The organism is Terrilactibacillus laevilacticus (genome assembly GCF_006517395.1).
GTDB lineage: Bacteria > Bacillota > Bacilli > Bacillales > Sporolactobacillaceae > Terrilactibacillus > Terrilactibacillus laevilacticus.
Genome location: NZ_VDCY01000012.1, coordinates 16,752 through 35,074, shown reverse-complemented (window position 1 = coordinate 35,074; position 18,323 = coordinate 16,752). Strand labels below are relative to the sequence as shown.

The following is an 18,323-nucleotide window of genomic DNA, read 5'->3' as shown; positions in this document are numbered from 1 at the left end:
AATGACCAGAACTTAAGATATTTGAAAAAAATACAAATGGCGTACTGATGCGTTTCTTATTTTATAATTTAAAGCATTACACGTTCATTACATTGTTCACAATATTGACAAATAATCCGTTATTTCGAATGGTTAGCATTACAGGAAAAACCTTGTTAAATAAAGGATCTTCCGCCTTTTTCTAAAATAGAGAAAAAAGTTTTCGACTAAATCCGTAAACACAAAAGATATATCGAAAACCCTTTCAAGAGTAACAGAGTATGGGGGACCACCTCCTCCATAAAGAGAAATTTTTGTTTTAATATGCTTATTGCGGGAATATGAAAACAAGTGAATTGTCAATTGTTATTAAAGTCTATTGGAGGTGAATGATATGAAGCCAACGCAAACAGCAGGCTTTTGGATTCGCTTAGCCGCTAATATTATTGATGGCATTATTGTCATGGTCATCGATTATTTGCTTGGTGCTTTTATATTTGGTAAAAGTTATTTGGAGAGAGACTCAGGTATTGGGACAGTACAAATATTTGGAGATGTTGTCTCTTTATTATATTTTGTTTTAATTCCTATCGTATGGAGCGGTTATTTACCTGGGAAGAGACTTTGCGGTATACGGATCGTCAAATTAGATGGCCAAAAACCAACGATCGGAACAATGCTGCTTCGGTATATAGTCGGTGGGCTTGTCTATACCGTGTCTTTTGGTATTTGTTTAATTATCAGTATTTTTATGGTCGCCTTTCGTGAGGACAAAAGGGCCATCCATGATTTCATCGCGGGAACCTATGTAACAAAAAACCCGCCAGCGGGTCATAAAAGATTTGAGAGAGGTTAAGAAACTTTAAATCTTATGCGTGTTCAAAAAGGTGACAAATTAGGAGCAAGAAGATCAAGGCGGCGCTGTTTTGAGGACCAGAATGTAGGTTTTTTCTACATGAGGATCGGAAAAACAAGCGGGCGCCGAGATACGCAAGTTATCATTTGGTGACTTTTTGAACAACCTATACAGAAAAAAACACTTGATGCCCTTGTTCTATTAAAAAACAAGGGCATCAAGTGCGTATTCTCCAGGGCCTATCAACGCAACCCCAATGGCAACAGAAGCGATTAACAGATTATATTCAAATCCATTTTTGGCATTCCAATAACCATGAGAAAGATGAGCTTTTACAATGGCAACGAGCATCGTAACAACGATCAAAATAGCTGATACAGGTGTTAGTAAACCTAAGACAAAAAGACCACCTCCGATTAACTCGCCAAGCGCAGCTAATACGGCCATCGGGATTCCAGGCTTAAGCCCCATTGATTCAAATGACTCACCTGTTTTATTGACTCCACTCCCGCCAAATAAGTAAGACACTTTTTGTGCTCCATGTCCCATGAAGGTTAAGCCCATGACGAGGCGAATCAGCAAAAGACCTAGATTCATCATGTTCACTTCCTCCTTAAATTAGAAGTTGTAGACTATAAATCTCTTACCCTTTTTAGATTTCACTTAATCTGTATCTGAACAGTCTAGAATTGTCCATAAGCGTTAAAAGTAGCGCTTTCTCATTAACCCAAGTTTGAATCTATGAAAGAATAATCAATCTGTAAGCTAAATAAGAATATTTAAAGAAATTTTTCAAGAACAATGATATGATTCGAAGTATTGTGATAATATGAAATAAAATACTCTGGTTCGAATAGAAAGATGAATGGTAGAAACTTTAATAGTCTTTATTGAACTCATAAATATTTTTCTATACCACGAAAATAATTTGTAATGGAGACATATCATGATAGAAAACAAAATACAGAAGGTCATATCATTACTGCCTTTTTTAACTCCAGCTTGTTTGCTTGTTGGCGTCATAATAGGAGATCCATTAACAAAACTCATCAGTTTTATCCCTTGGATTTTTGCCATTATGACGTTTACAGGAAGTACGAGTGCTAATTTTAAACAATTAAAAAATGTCTTTGAACATCCACTGCCGATCTTTGTCACATTGATGGTTCTACACGTTCTTGTACCAATGGTTGCTCTTTCTATCGGACATGCTGTATTCGGAGATGACCCGTTAACCATTATTGGTTTTATCTTAGTTGTTGTCATTCCTTGTGGTGTGACAAGCTTTGTTTGGGTTTCTATCTTTAGAGGAAACAATGTCCTTTGCCTAACAACGATTATTATTGACACCATTCTTTCACCCATTATTGTCCCATATAGTTTACTTCTATTTGTCGGACAAAAAGTGGATCTAAATCCATTTTCACTCACGCTCAATTTAGTTACTATGATTGTGATTCCATCTTTACTTGGGATGGTATTCAATCAATTTGCTAAAGAAGGTACCAAAAATATCGTTCGAAAATGGTCATCTCCATTTAAATTAGGTGTTCTTCCAATCGTTTTAATCAATGGGAGTGTTTTATCAACTTATTTGAAACATATTGATCTTAAAGTAATTAAGATTCTCGTTTGCATTTTTATAATTTCATCCTTTGGTTATTTAGTCAGTTGGACAATTGGCAAGTTATTAAAATGGAACCATGAGGAAACGGTGTCCCTTACGTTTAACGGGGGCATGCGAAACATAAGTGCTGGCTCTGTACTGGCTGTGACTTATTTTCCTGCAGCTGTCGTTTTACCAGTTGTACTTGGTCAATTGCTTCAGCAAGTATTAGCCGCATCGTTTGGAAAGATCCTGTTTGGAAAAGAGAAAATTCAAGAAAGAGTACAGGAATCCAAGACAGCCTAATGGCTATTTGGATTTAGAAAGAAGACCTTCTTATCCGTTTAAAAACCTCCATTAGAAGGAGGTTTTTTTGTACCTGTTGATCCCCGTTTATCTTCTTTGAATACTCAGAATCTTTAGGTGGGATAAAGTGATCATCTCGAGAGCATGATATGGGAGAAGGGGGGATTCAAATGCCGAACAGAAATAAGTTGTTAGTTCCTGAAGCAAGAGAAGGTGTAGATCGGTTAAAAGCTAAAATCGCTCATACAGATAAGCCCGAAAATGCAAAATATGAAGTAGCAAAAGAAGTTGGAGTTCCACTAAATGATAAATATAACGGGAACATGACGTCCAAAGAAGCTGGAAAAATCGGTGGACATTTAGGCGGCCAAATGGTTCGTGAAATGATTAAAATGGCCGAGAAAAATTTAAAGAAATGAGATATATCCTTCCTCAAAATGAGGGAGGCTTTTTCCATTATTAATATGGGGCAGTCAATCGGTAATACGTTCGGTATTTATTAGCAGAAACCTATAGTCATGTTTAGTATTTGTCTTAGTGCATACACTAAGATAAACTTCCATCATAGAAATAAATACGAATCTATATTGACAAAGGTGCTCCATGGACAGAATTTTAACGACATCTATTCGAACATTAATTGGCTTTGTTTTATTGCTCATCTTGACACGAATATTAGGTAAAAAACAACTCAGTCAAATGACGATTTTCACCTACATTACAGGTATTGCCTTAGGAAATATAGCGGGTGATATGGTTGTTCACAGAGATATAAAAATAATTGATGGTTTTACAGGTATGACACTTTGGGCATTATTAACACTTCTCATAGAGTATATTAGTTTAAAGTCTTCGAAAGCTAGAGTACTCTTAAATGATGAACCGACGATTATTATAAAAAAGGGAAAAATAATGAAAAAAGCAATGGTTGCAGAAAAATTAAATCTTGATGATTTAACGATGCTTTTAAGAAATAGTAATGTCTTTTCACTAGCGGATGTAGATTATGCGATTCTAGAACCTAATGGAGAGCTTAGTGTGTTAAAAAAAGAAGACAAAGAGCCTTTAACAAAAAAAGATGCTAATGTACAGATCCATTACCGCCGTTATATTCCAACAGAACTAATTGTTGATGGAAAAATAGTAGAGAAGAATTTAAAAGAAGCGCATATTCAAAAGGAATGGATCATTAATCAGTTGAAAATGAACGGGATTCACTCAATTCATGAGGTGAATTATGCAGAATTACAGATGGATGGCAGCTTATTTGTTGATAAAAATTGATGGGTACCATATGCACTAGAATAAGACTAGGAATTCCATAACTCCTAGCCTTGATCTATTACAATACTTTCGTTGTCCAAGATTCACAGTTCCATTTTTCGGTTACAATGTCTTCATAGAACTCCGGTTCGTGAGAGATAAGCAGGATACTGCCTTTGTATGCCTGTAAGGCTCGTTTCAATTCATCTTTTGCATCGACATCTAAATGGTTCGTTGGTTCGTCTAAAACAAGGATGTTTGTTTCATCATTAATTAGTTTACATAAACGTACTTTAGCTTTTTCGCCCCCACTCAAAACGGAGACACGTGATTCGATATGTTTAGTGGTTAAACCACATTTAGCGAGTGCTGCTCTCACTTCATATTGAGTAAAAGAAGGGAAGGCATCCCAAACTTCGTCAATACATGTTTTCGCAGATGGATCTTTTGTTTCCTGCTCAAAGTAGCCGATGTGCTGATGTTCCCCGCGTTCAACAGATCCAGAAATAGGCTCAATTTCACCCAATAAACTTTTTAGAAGGGTTGTTTTCCCGATTCCATTGGCTCCATATAAAGCAATTTTCTGCCCCCGTTCCATCCGTAAATTGAGGGGAGATGATAGCGGTGAATCATAGCCAATGACAAGATCTTTTGTTTCAAAGATCAGTTTTCCAGATGTACGTGCAGGTTTAAAATTAAACTCAGGCTTTGGTTTTTCCGCAGCTAACTCAATCATATCCATTTTATCAAGCTTTTTCTGCCTTGACATCGCCATGTTTCGCGTACTAACTCGAGCTTTATTACGGGCAACGAAGTCTTTTAGCTTCGCAACTTCTTGCTGTTGTCGTTTGTATGCCGCTTCTAACTGTTGTTTTTTGACTTCATAAACCTCTTGGAAGTGATGATAATCCCCAGTATAACGGCTGAGTTCTTGATTTTCCACATGATAAATCACATTAATCACACTGTTTAAAAAGGGGACATCATGCGAAATTAAGATAAAGGCATTCTCATATTCTTGAAGGTAGCGTTTTAACCATTCGATATGTTCTTCATCTAAATAGTTTGTTGGTTCATCAAGTAAAAGGATCTCTGGCTTTTCTAACAAAAGCTTAGCGAGTAAGACCTTTGTTCGTTGTCCACCGGATAGGTCAGTCACATCCCGATCAAGTCCAACATCCATTAGCCCTAGACCTCTGGCTGTCTCTTCAACTTTTGCATCTATCACATAAAAGTCGTTATTCGTTAACATATCTTGAAGAACGCCAACGTCTTCTAATAACTTCTCGAGTTCATCAGGATCTACTTCACCCATTCGGCTATACATCGCATTCATGTCTTCTTCGATTTTAAAAAGATATTCAAAAGCACTTTTTAAAACATCGCGAATTGTTTTTCCTTTTTCAAGAACAGAATGTTGGTCAAGGTAACCGACGCGAACGTTTTTGGCCCAATGGATCTTTCCAGCATCCGGTATTAGCTTTCCGGTAATAATATTCATAAAGGTTGATTTGCCTTCACCATTGGCGCCGACTAAACCAACGTGTTCTCCTTTTAAAAGACGGAAGGAAACATCGTCAAATATCGCACGATCACCAAAACCGTGACTTAATTTTTCTACAGATAATATCAATGTTACACCTCTATGCAGGACCAAATTTGGTCGGATGATTTATGTTACTTAAAAAAGTATAACGTGTGGAAGTAAAAGGGGGCAAGTTGTTTCTTATACAGGGTTAAGTAAAAATTGTAATATGGATCGGGATTTGAGATACTTTAAGTGCGTGTTCAAAAAGGTGACAAATGAAAAGGGTTACTGGCTAAGTACGCTGGCATCCTGCCAGAACGTCAGTACTAGCCCGTCCTGGGCGTCGGAGGCTAAGAGCGGCGCTGTGTTTTGAGGACCGGCATTCCACATGATGTAGTATCGTCAAGCGCCAGCCACAGGACGTGAGCGATTTTAGCCAGCGATCCTCTTGTGTATCCACTACATGAGGACCGGAAAAACGAGTGGGCGTCGAGGATTCGTAGCGTATCATTTGGTGACTTTTTGAACAACCTCTTTAATTTACATTCGATTGATATGAATTGAGGGAATAACATGACACAATGGGCATTTTTAGATAAAGTACAACCTTTTTTAAAAGAAAATTTTATAAAGGCTGATTTTAAAGTTCCAACAGAAGTTCAAGAACAAACGGCTGAGACGATTATGGAAGGAAAGGATCTTATCGCTGAGTCACCCACGGGTACAGGAAAGACTCTGGCGTATGTCTTACCCCTTTTAGAAAAAATAAACACAAGTATAAAGAATCCACAGGTTGTGATTCTGGCACCATCTCGTGAACTGGTGATGCAAATCTATCAAGTGATTTTAGATTGGAAAAAAGGTTCAGATATTCAAGCTCTATCACTGATTGGCGGAGCAAACATCAAAAAGCAATTGGAAAATATTAAGAAAAAAGGACCACATATTATTGTGGGCTCCCCTGGTCGCATTCACGAAATCATTAAGATGAAGAAATTGAAGATGCATGAAGTGAAAACGATTGTACTAGATGAAGTCGATCAACTTGTTGCTTCTGAACATTTAGGGACAGTAAAAGATATTATTAAATCGACACTTCGTGACAGACAAATTTTATGCTATTCAGCGACGCTTCGTGCAAATGTAGAAAAAACATTACTTGAAATCACAAAAGATGCCATCGTCATAAAGTTTAAATTAAAGAAAAAAGATTCTGGTAATGTTAAGCATCAATACATCGTTTCCTCTCAGCGTGATAAAGTGAAAGTTCTACAAAAGCTCTCTCATATAGAAGGAATGCAGGCGCTTGTTTTTGTGCGAGATATCGCTCATTTAGCCACTTATGCAGAAAAATTAGAATACCATCATGTCCATGTTGGTGTTCTTCATCGTGAAGTTGGCAAAGTCGAACGTAGTCAAATTCTAAAAGCATTTAGGGAAGGTAAATACACACTTTTGCTGGCAACTGACGTGGCGGCTAGAGGGCTCGATATTAAAGATTTACCTTATGTCATTCAAACAGATACGACTAATGAAGAAACGTATATTCACAGGTCAGGTCGAACTGGACGAGCGGGTAAAAAAGGCATTGTCATTAGTCTTGTCACACCAAGTGAAGTATCTCATCTTAAGAAATTATCGAAACAAATAAAGATTGATCTACAAGAAATCGTATTATCAAAAGGGAAATTAGAAGTGAGATAATTTTAGACAAGCTATAAATGTGACAGGCAAGTCTAAAAATTAATTTCGTTCCTCTTTACTAACAAGCCCACGTCCCGATAAAAGGGACGTGGGCTTGTTTAGTCTTTATTTTTTATCCCGCATTAACGGCTAGTCTAGACCCCACCTCAAGGTAATGAATGTAAACGAGCATTCCTAGGTGGGGGATAACTGCCCGTAAGAGCCCGATTGGTTCAGGCTTACTATCCGCGGGGAATGAAGAAACACTCATGGATTGAAGTTTCACTTTATTCGCTTAGTTGATCTTGAATCATTTGATGCACGCGTTCTTTTTCATCATCAGAAATCTGAAGGAAGTAAATTTTTGAACCGCTCGATGTTTTTTCCCAATCATCCGAGCCTTTTACTTCATAGTTCTGAACATTTTGTTTGCAGTCGCGGTATTTAGAGGCTAAATTTTTCATATCATCAAATGTTAGATTGGTTTTAACATTTTTTTGAACGGCATTTAAGATGTCTTGATATTTGGAGAATGATCCAAAACTTGCGGCTTTGTTAATAACAGCCATAATGACATCACGTTGTCGTTGGTTTCGTCCAAAGTCACCACGTGGATCTAAGTGACGCATTCTTACATACCCTAGAGCTTTTGCTCCATTATCGAGCGTGATATCCCCTTTTTGATAATGGTAGCCTTTTTTATAATAGCCTTCGTCATGCCAATCAATATCGTTGTGGACAGTGACCCCACCAACAGCATCGACTAAATCTGCGAGACCCTCCATGTTAATCCGAAGATAATGTTTAAAGTTCACATTGAACAGGTTGTTAAACGTGTTTAATGCCATTTTAGGTCCGCCATAAGCATAAGCACTATTAATCTTACTTACTGTTCCGTGACCAACGATTTCTGCCTTTGTATCACGAGGGACAGAGATCATTTGCATGGTTTTTTTCGTTGGATTAAGCGTTAGAGCGATCATCGTATCAGACCGCCCAACATCGCCTTTACGTTCATCAACCCCAAGAAGTAAAATAGGAAAGGCTTCAAGGTTCTTGATGGCACTTGAATCTTTCTCGGATCCACCTGCCGGATCATAAATCTTATTAGCGGTCGTTTTAACAGAATGATAGAGATACCAAACAAAACCCCCTCCGCCAACGAGAGCAATTCCAACAACAATAGCTAGAGTGATAAATATTTTCTTAAGCATCATATTCTTCCTTTGCATGTGAAATATTTAAATAAGCAATCTAGCTATATATTAGCACTAAACGGTTAGATGGGGGAGAAATTTTGATAGAATTTACATATTAGATGAAGGATCTTCCTAAATTTTTTTCGACATGGGAGAAGAATTTATTTTGGAATTAAGAGGAGGGTTATAAATTTTTTGATATATTTATTTTATAATGGAACCTCTTCTAGTGCGTGTTCAAAAAGGCGATAAATTAGAAGCAAGAAGATCAAGGCGGCGCTGTTTTGAGGACCGGCATTCCACATGATGTGGTAGCTTCAACGTTGCTCACAGGACGTGAGCGATTTTAGTTGAAGGTCCTCTTGTATTTACTACATGAGGACCGGAAAAACGAGCCAACGCCGAGATTCGTAGCTTATCATTTGGTGACTTTTTGAACAACCTCTTCTAAGCATTATTCATTAAATTGTCTCTAAAGTGACAAAATTAGGGCCGCAAGAAAAGAAACATAATTCTTGTGACCCTATGGTATTAATTTACGCTTTTACAGTTGGAGATGGATAACCATATATTGAACCATCTTTAATCTTGATTTCATCTTCCCAAGGGAGTCTGTAATGGTTTGCTGCTAAATCCTTAATAAATGTATATGGGTTTTCTTTCACCCCTCCTGGTGTTGCAACATAACCACGTGTTCCTAAGTTATAAATATTATTTTCAAGTCCCCAATCTCTTCTTGCTTGGTCGGCTAATGCTGGGTAGATTTCAGCCGTTACAATTTCGTAAGGATTTCGATGACCTTGAACGAGTGTGGTGCCATCAAAATTACAAACTTGTCCTTCACCAAAATAATAAAATACGCCGTCGTAACCTGCTAGATTAACCGACATAGTATACATGAGATTCTGCCAAGCATTTGAACGATTTGTTAGAATCCATTGGTCGTTGACTTGTGTACTGTAACCCGAGATTCGAATGAGGACATTTGCCCCTTTATATGCAGCTTCTCGTGCAATTTCAGGAAACATACCGTCATGACATATGCAAACAGCTAATTTACTACCTCCAGGGCCATCACATACCGGTAAGCCCATGTTTCCTGCTTGCCAAGGTTCAACTGGAACCCAAGGATTAAGTTTTCTATATTTGAGAATGATGTCTCCACTTGGATCTATAATGATCGCTGTATTAAATGGGGCACCGCCATCAGGGTCTTTTTCCATAAGCGAAAAGACACCGTAAACCCCAGCGTCTTGACAGGCTTTAGCAAATAGATCTGTTTCCGGGCCAGGTACTGAGCATAGAAACTCATCGGTTGTCCATTTTTTAGTATTAAGACCTTGGGTACTATATTCCGGAAAGACAATTAATTCAACACCAGGGTATCCTGCTTTCGTCGAATGAAGTGTTTTAATTATTTGTTTGATTTGTTTATCAATATCTGCTCTAGATTCTACGATGGGTACAGGGTACTGAATTAATGCGGTAAGAAATCCTTCACTTGGTTTAGTCATACTTCCGATACTTCCCATATCCTAACCTCCTAGATTTTAATAAATTCGGAGCCATTATTAATTACTCTGTCAAACTTTACTTCTTATAGCCCCACTTCTACGAATGAAGAATAGAGGTGATTTCATTCATAGAAGTGGAGACACCTTCCAGACATGCTGGAAGGAGTATGAAATAAATTTACAAAAGATGATTTAAAAAGAATCCATAACATTATGCTTTTTGTTTTTTACACATATCATGGCAATTTTTCTCTAAGCTACAACAAAGTGAACAAATAGTTCCTCCATGAAATGGACAATAAGTCGTGTCCTCTTGTTCGTAATCATAAGAACATACGGCGCATGTTGATTCACCATTCTCATGAACATGATTGTGGCTGTGTGCATGCATGTGGGTATGCTCAAGTGCTGCTGCATGAAGTTGTTGCTGAGCAGGGTTTTCTCGTGCAATGTAATACTTTCCTTTTGTTGCAATCGCAATGATTGGAGCCAAAATGAAAGCTAAGGCAAGTGATAGAAAAGGCGAGAAAGCTTGTAAAAAGTCACCAAGATAACCGAAATACGCAATGATTGAAATAACTGAAGCAATGATCATCGATCCGAAACCGACGGGATTGAAATTAAAAAGATGGGCTCGCTTAAATTCAATATACGGTGGACTAATTTTAAGTAAATTTTTATTTATGACTAAATCAGCTACAATAGCGCCAATCCAAGCCACTGCAACATTAGAATAAAATCCGAGAACAGCATTTAAAAAGTTAAAAATTCCAGCTTCCATCATGGCAAGGGCAATGGCCACTTGAAGAAATAGCCAAGCAACGCGTCCAGGATGGAAATGAATGATTCGAGAAAAGAAGTTAGACCAAGATAAGGATCCAGAGTAAGCATTAGTGACTTGGATTTTAAGTTGAGACATTAAGACAAAAAATGTAGCGATGGTGAGAACAAGGAATGCTCCAGGAATAAAGGTGCCGAAAGCTTTGATAAACATTTGAATCGGTTCGCCAGCTTTCTCAAATCCAACACTTGGGGCAATATATGAGACAAAAAAGGAACCACATAATTGTTTGAATGCACCGATAATGATCCAACCAGGACCTGCAAGAATGACTGCCCAAATCCATTTCTTATGGTTCTTCGCAGTTCGATCAGGCATAAATCTTAGATAATCGGCTTGTTCACCAATTTGCGTGATTAGAGAAAGTACAACCCCTGCTGACATGGCAAAGAATAAAGGATTGAAAGAAGGACCGGATGATGAATTTCCACCAAACTGGGTCCAAGTTGCAAGGGATTGTGGGTCTTTTACTAGAATTGCGATAACTGGAACAACCATAAGAACAATCCAAAGTGGTTGAGTCCAAATTTGGAATTTAGCTAGAGCTGTCATACCAAATGTAACGATTGGGATAATGACTAATGCACCAATCAAGTAACCTATGCCCAGTGGAATATGAAAATAAATTTCTAATGCTTGAGCCATAATGGCCCCTTCAGTTGCAAAATAAATTAAAGTAAAAGTGGCATAAACAAGAGAGGTAAGAGTTGAACCAAGATAGCCAAAACCAGCTCCACGGGTCAAGAGGTCCATATCTACATTGTACTTAGATGAATAGTGTGCAATCGGAATGCCTGTAAGGAAAATAATGAGACCGGCAATTAAAATTCCCCAAAAGGCATTGGTGAACCCATAAGCAATCGTTATGGACCCCCCAATAGCGAAATCAGCAAGGAAGGCGATACCGCCAATTGCAGAACTTGCAACAGCAAATTCAGACCATTTTCGGAATGATTTTGGAGCGTATCTTAGAGCATAGTCTTCTATCATAGGATTATTGACCCATGAATTAAAGCTTCTCTTTGTTTTATTTGGGATGGTAACTTGTTGTTGTTCTTGCATATCCAAAACACCACACTTTCAATTTTTTTATTGAAGAGACTAATTATTTCAATGTTGTTTCTTCTTCGTAAATTTTTTCTATTGGTTGCTCTGGAGTTGATCGTGTCATAGCCTCACAAATGGCCTTTGCTTTCTCTGGATCATCAGCCCAGGTTTTATAAAAAGAATAAGGGCTGGATGCAACTCCATTTTCAACCGCTGAATAGCCACGATGGGTCAAATTATAAAGGTGATTTTCGGCCGTCCAGTTTTTTCTAGCATTTCGAATAGCTGAAATGGATAGCTCGGCATAAGTGACTTCGTCTGGTGTTGTCCCACACTCTGCAAGCGTTGTTCCATCAAAATCGATAATGTTAGAATGACCGAAGTAAGAATAGACTTTATCTCGTCCAGCCATATTGGCAACAGCAAAATAAGTTAGGTTCTCCCAAGCTCGAATACTAGCTAGTTTGATTTGTTGTTCTTTTGATGGATACATGTAACCTTGAATCCGGACGACAAGTTCAGCACCTTTCATGACCGTATCACGAACGATTTCAGGCATGTTGGAATCATAACAAACGTTAGCTCCAATCATGAGACCTTTAGGTCCTTCAACAACCATCGTTTCGTTCCCAGGATACCAGGGCTCCTTTGGCACCCATGGATTAATTTTGTGGTAGTTAAGTTTTATCTCTCCTTTATCATCAATTAAAATGAAACAATTATATGGGTTTCCAATCGGGTTGATTTCACCAGTAATTGAAAATACACCCCATACTTTGTTTTTTCGACAAGCTTCAGCAAAGATATCAGTTTCAGGTCCTGGAACCGTGGTACATAGATCCCTCCACTTCGTTGGATGAAATCCTTGTGTCGAATACTCAGGAAAAACAATAAGATCTAATCCTGGATATCCCATCTTGGTGCCTTCGACAAAATCAGCGATACGGTGGCAATTTTCTAAAACCTCTTCACGTGTCTCTAGTACTGGAACTTTGTAATTGACAACGGCTACTCCTACGGTATCTTTTGTACTTGATATGGTTCCTACTGGCATTTGATACTTCCTCCTTTGATGTTTGAAATGTGAATTTTGTCACCCTACTTGGATACACGCAAAAACGATGCCAATTAAAAAATGTAAAATTATGAATGTTTAGTAGACAATTTTTAATATATTTTGACAATTAATGTTCAAAAGTGTTCAAAAGTGTTCTTATGTTCTTTAACAAAAATGAACATTAATATAATTTAAAATAGTCAGATAGTATGAATGAAAGTATCTCATTTACTGCGTATAATAACTAATAGAGTGATAATATGTAAGGGAAGGTGAGGCTCATTGTCCAATGATTGTTTTAGAATTGGAATCTTATTTTCATTAACTGGGTGTACAGCCATTACCGAGATCGGTCAGTATCAATCGGCCCTTCTTGCGATTCAATCTGTTAACCAATCTGGTGGAATACATGGAAAACCTCTTGAACCTTTCGTGGAAGACATAGCTTCAGATCCTTTACTTACCTATAAAAAAGCTGAACATCTTATCATTAATAAAAAAGTTCAAGTTTTAATAGGCCCATATACGTCTGCATGTAGAAAAGCGATATTACCATTATTAAAAAAATATAATATTCTTCTTTTATATCCAACGCTCTATGAAGGAAATGAGCAATATGATTGGGTATTTTACTGTGGAGCCTTACCTAATCAACAACTGCAAAGTTTTGTTCCATGGATTATTTCACAGTTAGGTGTATCTTTTCATTTAGTAGGATCAGATTATATTTATCCTCGAGAAACCAATTATCATATGCGGCAACTTCTTAATATTAATGGTGGACAAGTTGTTGGTGAATCCTATGCGCCATTCGGGTGTCAACATTTTGATTATATCTTAAAACAAATAGAATACACGGCGCCTGATATTGTCTTTTCTACATTGATTGGTGATAGTGCTGTTAGTTTCTATCAACAATACCATCAGTATGGATTTCAAATGCCGTTATGTAGTCCTATTACAGCAGAAACCGAATTAAAGGCTATGAACGCTATTCATGGTAAGGAAATCTATACATCCTTTCCTTATTTTAAAACTATACAAAATGAAGCAAATCAACAATTTGTGCGTACCTATCATGATCGATTTGGATCAAATGTAATCAGTTCTGTGATGGAAAATACTTATAATAGTGTTTTCTTGTTATGCGATGCATTAAGAAAAATGAAAAAGTTTGATACATCAATTTTAAGAGAGATGTTATGCCAATCTACCTTTGGTGCACCACAAGGGTTTGTTAAATTTGATGATAATAATCATCATTTATGGCAGTATTCTCGAATAGGGCATGCTACAGCTGAGGGGAATTTTGATGTTATCTGGGAATCGCCAACCTTAATAGCGCCAACACCATTTCGTTCCTATTCCGCTTCAACGCTGCCTCTTCGAATTTATACATCAAACCCGAGGAATACAAAGCACTTGGAAAATTATACGATTTCAGAAGAACAATTAACGAACCGACAAGAGCGGTGGAAGGATAATCTCTTTTTCCTTAATCAATTGCCTATGTTTTATCCGTATCAATTTTTTCTAATTGGGGCTGATGGCATATTAATTGAGTGTATAGGTCAACAGTCAGCGTTTGAGTGGCATACAGAGTTAAAACCTGGAACAAAGTGGTCTGTAGAATCAAAGGGGAGAAATGGATATGGTTTAGCCTTAATTAACCATTACACATGTATTGTACAAGGCATTCAACATGATGATCCCTCCTTGAAAAAGTGTATTACGGCAGGAATTCCTATTATAGAAGGCGATGAATGTCTTGGTGTCTTAGGCGTTTTATCGAAAACGGATCATTTTACTAATCTACTAAATTGTTTAAGTGCACTGGAATTGTTTGTCTTTTCATTTGTCAAGTTTATTAAAGAAAGAAAAAATCATTTATTATATAAGAATATTTTACAAGAAATAGTAAATCAAAGTAATTCAGGTTTTTTTCTCATCCAAAATGAAAATATTGTGTTTATGAACGACTATGCAGAAAGTTTATTGATTAAAAAACCAAGTATAAAAGATATGATCAAGAGAAATCTTGACTATATCATCGATAAATCGATGGGGAAACCCGTTCGTCGAAGAATAGAAAATGAAGTTTTCGATATAAGTTATCAATGCTGGCATGATTATCATTTAATTAAATTTACTCTATTTAATCAAAGGAGGTTAAAAAATCATCATAAAATATTGTTTCAAGATATAATTGGTAAAGATTCGTCTTTTATTGAGACATTAAATGTAGCAAAAACAGCGGCTCAAACCGATGCAAATGTTCTTATTATTGGAGAAAGCGGGACGGGTAAGGAGCTATTTGCGAATGCTATCCATAATGAAAGCTTGCGAAGTGATAAACCATTTGTTGCTGTCAATTGTGGAGCTATAGCAAAGGAACTTATTCAATCTGAATTCTTCGGCTATGTTGGCGGGGCGTTTACAGGTGCAAATAAAAATGGAAAGCAGGGCTTATTTGAAATAGCGAACGGTGGTACACTATTTTTAGATGAAGTAGGTGAATTACCACTTGATTTACAAGTGACATTACTTCGAGTTCTGCAAGAAAATGAAATAACACGAGTTGGTGACCATAAACGAATACCCATCGACGTCCGAATCATAGCTGCAACCAATAAGAATCTATTGAACGAAATTGCTTATAAAGGAACATTCAGAAGTGATCTGTACTATCGATTAAGTGTTTTCCAAATCAATCTTGTTCCTTTAAGAGAGCGAAGTATAGATCTTCCTGAGCTTGCAAATTATTTCCTAAATAAATTAAACGGTAAAAATCATACAGAAAAAATATTTTCTCATAAAGCATTGGAAGCTATTAAAGCATATTCTTGGCCAGGAAATATTAGGGAATTAAGTAATGTTGTTGAACGAAGTTATTATTTATCACATTTTCAATCTGAGATAGATATATATGAGTTAGAAAAACCAAAGAAGAATGAATCTTATTTATCGGAACGCTCTCAAAAAGGGAATGAAGATATTACGGTCATTGATAATGCCCAATCTGAGAAAACGTTAATTTTAAATTATTTAAAGGAAATGGATTCGAATATAAGTAAGGTTGCCAAGAAAATGGGCATGTCTAGAACCACATTGTATAAAAAATTAAACGTTTACCAAATTAAAATAAAAAGATAAACATGGTCAAATAACTCCAGATAAACTTCATCTGGAGTTATTTGACTTATTTAAGGAGAGTATCTTAAACCTTTTTTAGTGAGTCATATTATTATTTTGCATAGGAGAAGTTTGCGCAGGGGCATATGAGTTCAGAATTTGTTGCATGTCTTCTTGAGCGAGTTGTGGTACTTGATAATATTTGTGCTTATTTTGATAGAGAGAAATTTCATAAGCCATTTCAATACAGTTTTGAATTGAAGCAGCTAATACACGACGAACAACTGGGTTTGTTGATTCAGTAGCTGCCATGGTTCTCGCTGAAGCCCCTGATTTACAACAAGAAAGCATCGTACCTGAGATAAATTCATCAGAAATCTCAGAGGTACTTTGCATCGGTTTTTTTGGAGAAGTTGGTGTCATTCCATAGATGAAATCATTATTTTGTTTCATCATATATGGCTGTGTTCTCTTAGAAGGATGCTGCCCTGTTTTAAAACATTCACATGTTAAGTTATATTCATCTTGAATAAATTGGTATTGACGGTCAAGAATATCACGTAATTCAGGATCTTTGACAAATTCACGCATTAACATATATGTGTTTAACGTATTAATGGATCCTGATAAAACTTCATGTACGTCAAACAATTCATGACCACCATGATTTAAATTAGGCGGTACTTGATAAGTTTGCATATTTTGAGACGTTTGATTTTGTTGATTTTGCACGATGATTCCTCCTAAAGTTAAAATGATGAATCAAAATTAGTATGTATTGTGGCAATGAATTTATTCATGACGTTGACCAATATAAAATTGTTAAAAAACTTGCACTTCTAAAGGGAAGTTAATTAAAAAATCTAATGAGGGTGTATTACTCTCATTTTTTTACTGTTCAGACCTAAAGAAGCTAAAAAACGACTTAATAAGAGTAAAACAAACTGAATGTGGAATAATAAAAAAACTGAATTTTTATGCCCGATAAGTGGTATTAATGTTCATTTTCATATCTATTAGAAGAAAGGGTGTATTTGATATGCTTGACGAAAAAACGATAGAAATAGTTCAGACAACGGCTCCTGTCTTAAAAGAACACAGTAAAGAAATTGGGAAAAGATTTTACAAGCTATTGTTTGAAAAAGTTCCTGATTTATACAACGTCTTTAATCAAACGAATCAAAAAAGAGGTCTCCAGCAAGAAGCATTGGGATATGCCGTTTACGCGGCTGGAGAGCATATCACCAATCTTGATGCGATAAAACCCGTAATTGAAAGAATTGCTCAAAAACACCGTGCTATCGGCATTAAAGCAGAACAATATCCTATAGTAGGAGAAACTTTACTTCAAGCGGTAAAGGATGTTCTTGGTGATACAGCAACAGACGAAATTATTGATGCATGGGGTAAAGCATATGGCTATATTGCGGATGCTTTTATCGAACTTGAAAAGAAGCTGTACGAAGAAACAGAAAGTCAACCAGGAGGATGGGAAGGTTACCGAAACTTTATTGTGGATAAAAAAGTCAAAGAAAGTGATGAAGTAACATCCTTTTATCTAAAGCCTGAAGATGGGAAAGCCATCGCCACTTATAAAGCTGGACAGTACCTTACCATAAAAATTAAAGTTCCTGGAGAGAAATATACCCATATCCGCCATTACAGTCTTTCGGAAGCACCAGGTAAAGATTATTATCGAATCAGTGTAAAACGGGAAGATGAGCACGATACTTCACCAAAAGGAATTGTATCAAATTATTTACATAAAACGATTCAAACTGGTGATCCACTTCCATTTTCTGCTCCTGCGGGAGATTTTGTACTTCAACATGATGACTTGCCTGTGGTTTTAATTAGTGGTGGTATCGGGATAACTCCTATATTCAGTATGTTACAAGCTCTTGTAAAGGATCAAGTCAAACAGAGTATAACGTTTATTCACTCAACTCGAAATAGTAAAACCCATGCTTTTCAGGAGGATGTAAAACAATTAGCTGTTGATCATGATAATGTAACGTCATTAGTTTGTTATAACTCACCGACTGAAGAGGACAAAGACTCTAAAAACTTTGATAAAGAAGGGTATATTGATTTAAATTTCTTAAAATTGAACGTTGCAACCCAAAATGCTAACTTCTATTTATGTGGTTCCCTTCCTTTTATGGATGCTATTATTAAAGCCTTACAAGAATGGGGAGTTCCTAAGGAGCACATTCATTATGAGTCATTTAGCCCAGTGGCAATTTTAGGCGATGAATAGGCGAAAAGAGCAATAAGTTTTAAAGCTTTATCAGGATATGGAATAAGTGAAA

14 protein-coding genes are annotated in these 18,323 nt (G+C 36.7%); 7 read left to right on the top strand and 7 right to left on the bottom strand.

The window, feature by feature from the left end; translation table 11 throughout:
- Window positions 1-373: 373 nt before the first annotated feature.
- A complete protein-coding gene (locus tag FG390_RS12310; protein ID WP_141191335.1) occupies window positions 374-835 on the top strand; it encodes an RDD family protein in 462 nt (153 codons plus the stop codon).
- Window positions 836-1,036: 201 nt separating this feature from the next.
- On the opposite strand, the gene FG390_RS12305 is transcribed toward FG390_RS12310, so the two are convergent.
- The gene (locus tag FG390_RS12305) at window positions 1,037-1,435 is read right to left on the bottom strand and encodes a DoxX family protein (protein ID WP_141191334.1); all 399 of its coding nucleotides are present in this window, start codon (window positions 1,433-1,435) and stop codon (window positions 1,037-1,039) included.
- A 346-nt stretch (window positions 1,436-1,781) separates the two neighbouring features.
- Here FG390_RS12305 and FG390_RS12300 point away from each other — a divergent pair, with 346 nt between their 5' ends.
- From FG390_RS12300 to FG390_RS12290, 3 genes are all read left to right on the top strand, one after another.
- A complete protein-coding gene (locus FG390_RS12300; RefSeq protein ID WP_141191333.1) occupies window positions 1,782-2,747 on the top strand; it encodes a bile acid:sodium symporter family protein in 966 nt (321 codons plus the stop codon).
- A 170-nt stretch (window positions 2,748-2,917) separates the two neighbouring features.
- Window positions 2,918-3,166, top strand: a complete 249-nt coding sequence (locus FG390_RS12295) for an alpha/beta-type small acid-soluble spore protein (RefSeq protein ID WP_141191332.1) — start codon at window positions 2,918-2,920, stop codon at window positions 3,164-3,166.
- Window positions 3,167-3,350: 184 nt separating this feature from the next.
- Window positions 3,351-4,031: a YetF domain-containing protein gene (locus tag FG390_RS12290; RefSeq protein WP_141191331.1), complete on the top strand. Its 681-nt coding sequence runs from the start codon at window positions 3,351-3,353 to the stop codon at window positions 4,029-4,031.
- A 58-nt stretch (window positions 4,032-4,089) separates the two neighbouring features.
- Here FG390_RS12290 and FG390_RS12285 read toward each other — a convergent pair whose 3' ends face one another.
- Complete coding sequence (locus tag FG390_RS12285) at window positions 4,090-5,643, bottom strand: ABC-F family ATP-binding cassette domain-containing protein (RefSeq protein WP_141191330.1); 1,554 nt, start codon at window positions 5,641-5,643, stop codon at window positions 4,090-4,092.
- A gap of 468 nt (window positions 5,644-6,111) precedes the next feature.
- On the opposite strand from FG390_RS12285, the gene FG390_RS12280 reads away from it, so the two are divergent.
- Window positions 6,112-7,242, top strand: coding sequence for a DEAD/DEAH box helicase (locus FG390_RS12280; RefSeq protein WP_141191329.1), 1,131 nt, complete (start codon window positions 6,112-6,114; stop codon window positions 7,240-7,242).
- A gap of 266 nt (window positions 7,243-7,508) precedes the next feature.
- On the opposite strand, the gene FG390_RS12275 is transcribed toward FG390_RS12280, so the two are convergent.
- The 4 genes from FG390_RS12275 to FG390_RS12260 all read right to left on the bottom strand — a co-directional run bounded on the left by FG390_RS12275 (window position 7,509) and on the right by FG390_RS12260 (window position 12,876).
- Window positions 7,509-8,435 carry an LCP family glycopolymer transferase gene (locus FG390_RS12275; protein ID WP_141191370.1) on the bottom strand — a complete coding sequence of 309 codons (927 nt, stop codon included), beginning with the start codon at window positions 8,433-8,435 and terminating at the stop codon, window positions 7,509-7,511.
- Window positions 8,436-8,956: 521 nt separating this feature from the next.
- Window positions 8,957-9,952, bottom strand: a complete 996-nt coding sequence (locus FG390_RS12270) for a formamidase (protein WP_141191328.1) — start codon at window positions 9,950-9,952, stop codon at window positions 8,957-8,959.
- Window positions 9,953-10,145: 193 nt separating this feature from the next.
- Window positions 10,146-11,837: a purine-cytosine permease family protein gene (locus tag FG390_RS12265; protein WP_141191327.1), complete on the bottom strand. Its 1,692-nt coding sequence runs from the start codon at window positions 11,835-11,837 to the stop codon at window positions 10,146-10,148.
- A 43-nt stretch (window positions 11,838-11,880) separates the two neighbouring features.
- Window positions 11,881-12,876 carry an aliphatic amidase gene (locus tag FG390_RS12260; RefSeq protein ID WP_141191326.1) on the bottom strand — a complete coding sequence of 332 codons (996 nt, stop codon included), beginning with the start codon at window positions 12,874-12,876 and terminating at the stop codon, window positions 11,881-11,883.
- 285 nt (window positions 12,877-13,161) lie between these two features.
- Here FG390_RS12260 and FG390_RS12255 point away from each other — a divergent pair, with 285 nt between their 5' ends.
- Window positions 13,162-16,032: a transporter substrate-binding protein gene (locus tag FG390_RS12255; RefSeq protein WP_141191325.1), complete on the top strand. Its 2,871-nt coding sequence runs from the start codon at window positions 13,162-13,164 to the stop codon at window positions 16,030-16,032.
- A 75-nt stretch (window positions 16,033-16,107) separates the two neighbouring features.
- Here FG390_RS12255 and FG390_RS12250 read toward each other — a convergent pair whose 3' ends face one another.
- Window positions 16,108-16,743: a spore coat protein gene (locus FG390_RS12250; protein WP_141191324.1), complete on the bottom strand. Its 636-nt coding sequence runs from the start codon at window positions 16,741-16,743 to the stop codon at window positions 16,108-16,110.
- Between the two features lie 307 nt (window positions 16,744-17,050).
- Here FG390_RS12250 and hmpA point away from each other — a divergent pair, with 307 nt between their 5' ends.
- Entirely contained in the window at window positions 17,051-18,271 is a 1,221-nt protein-coding gene (gene hmpA, locus FG390_RS12245; RefSeq protein WP_141191323.1) for an NO-inducible flavohemoprotein, read from the top strand.
- Window positions 18,272-18,323 lie beyond the last annotated feature (52 nt).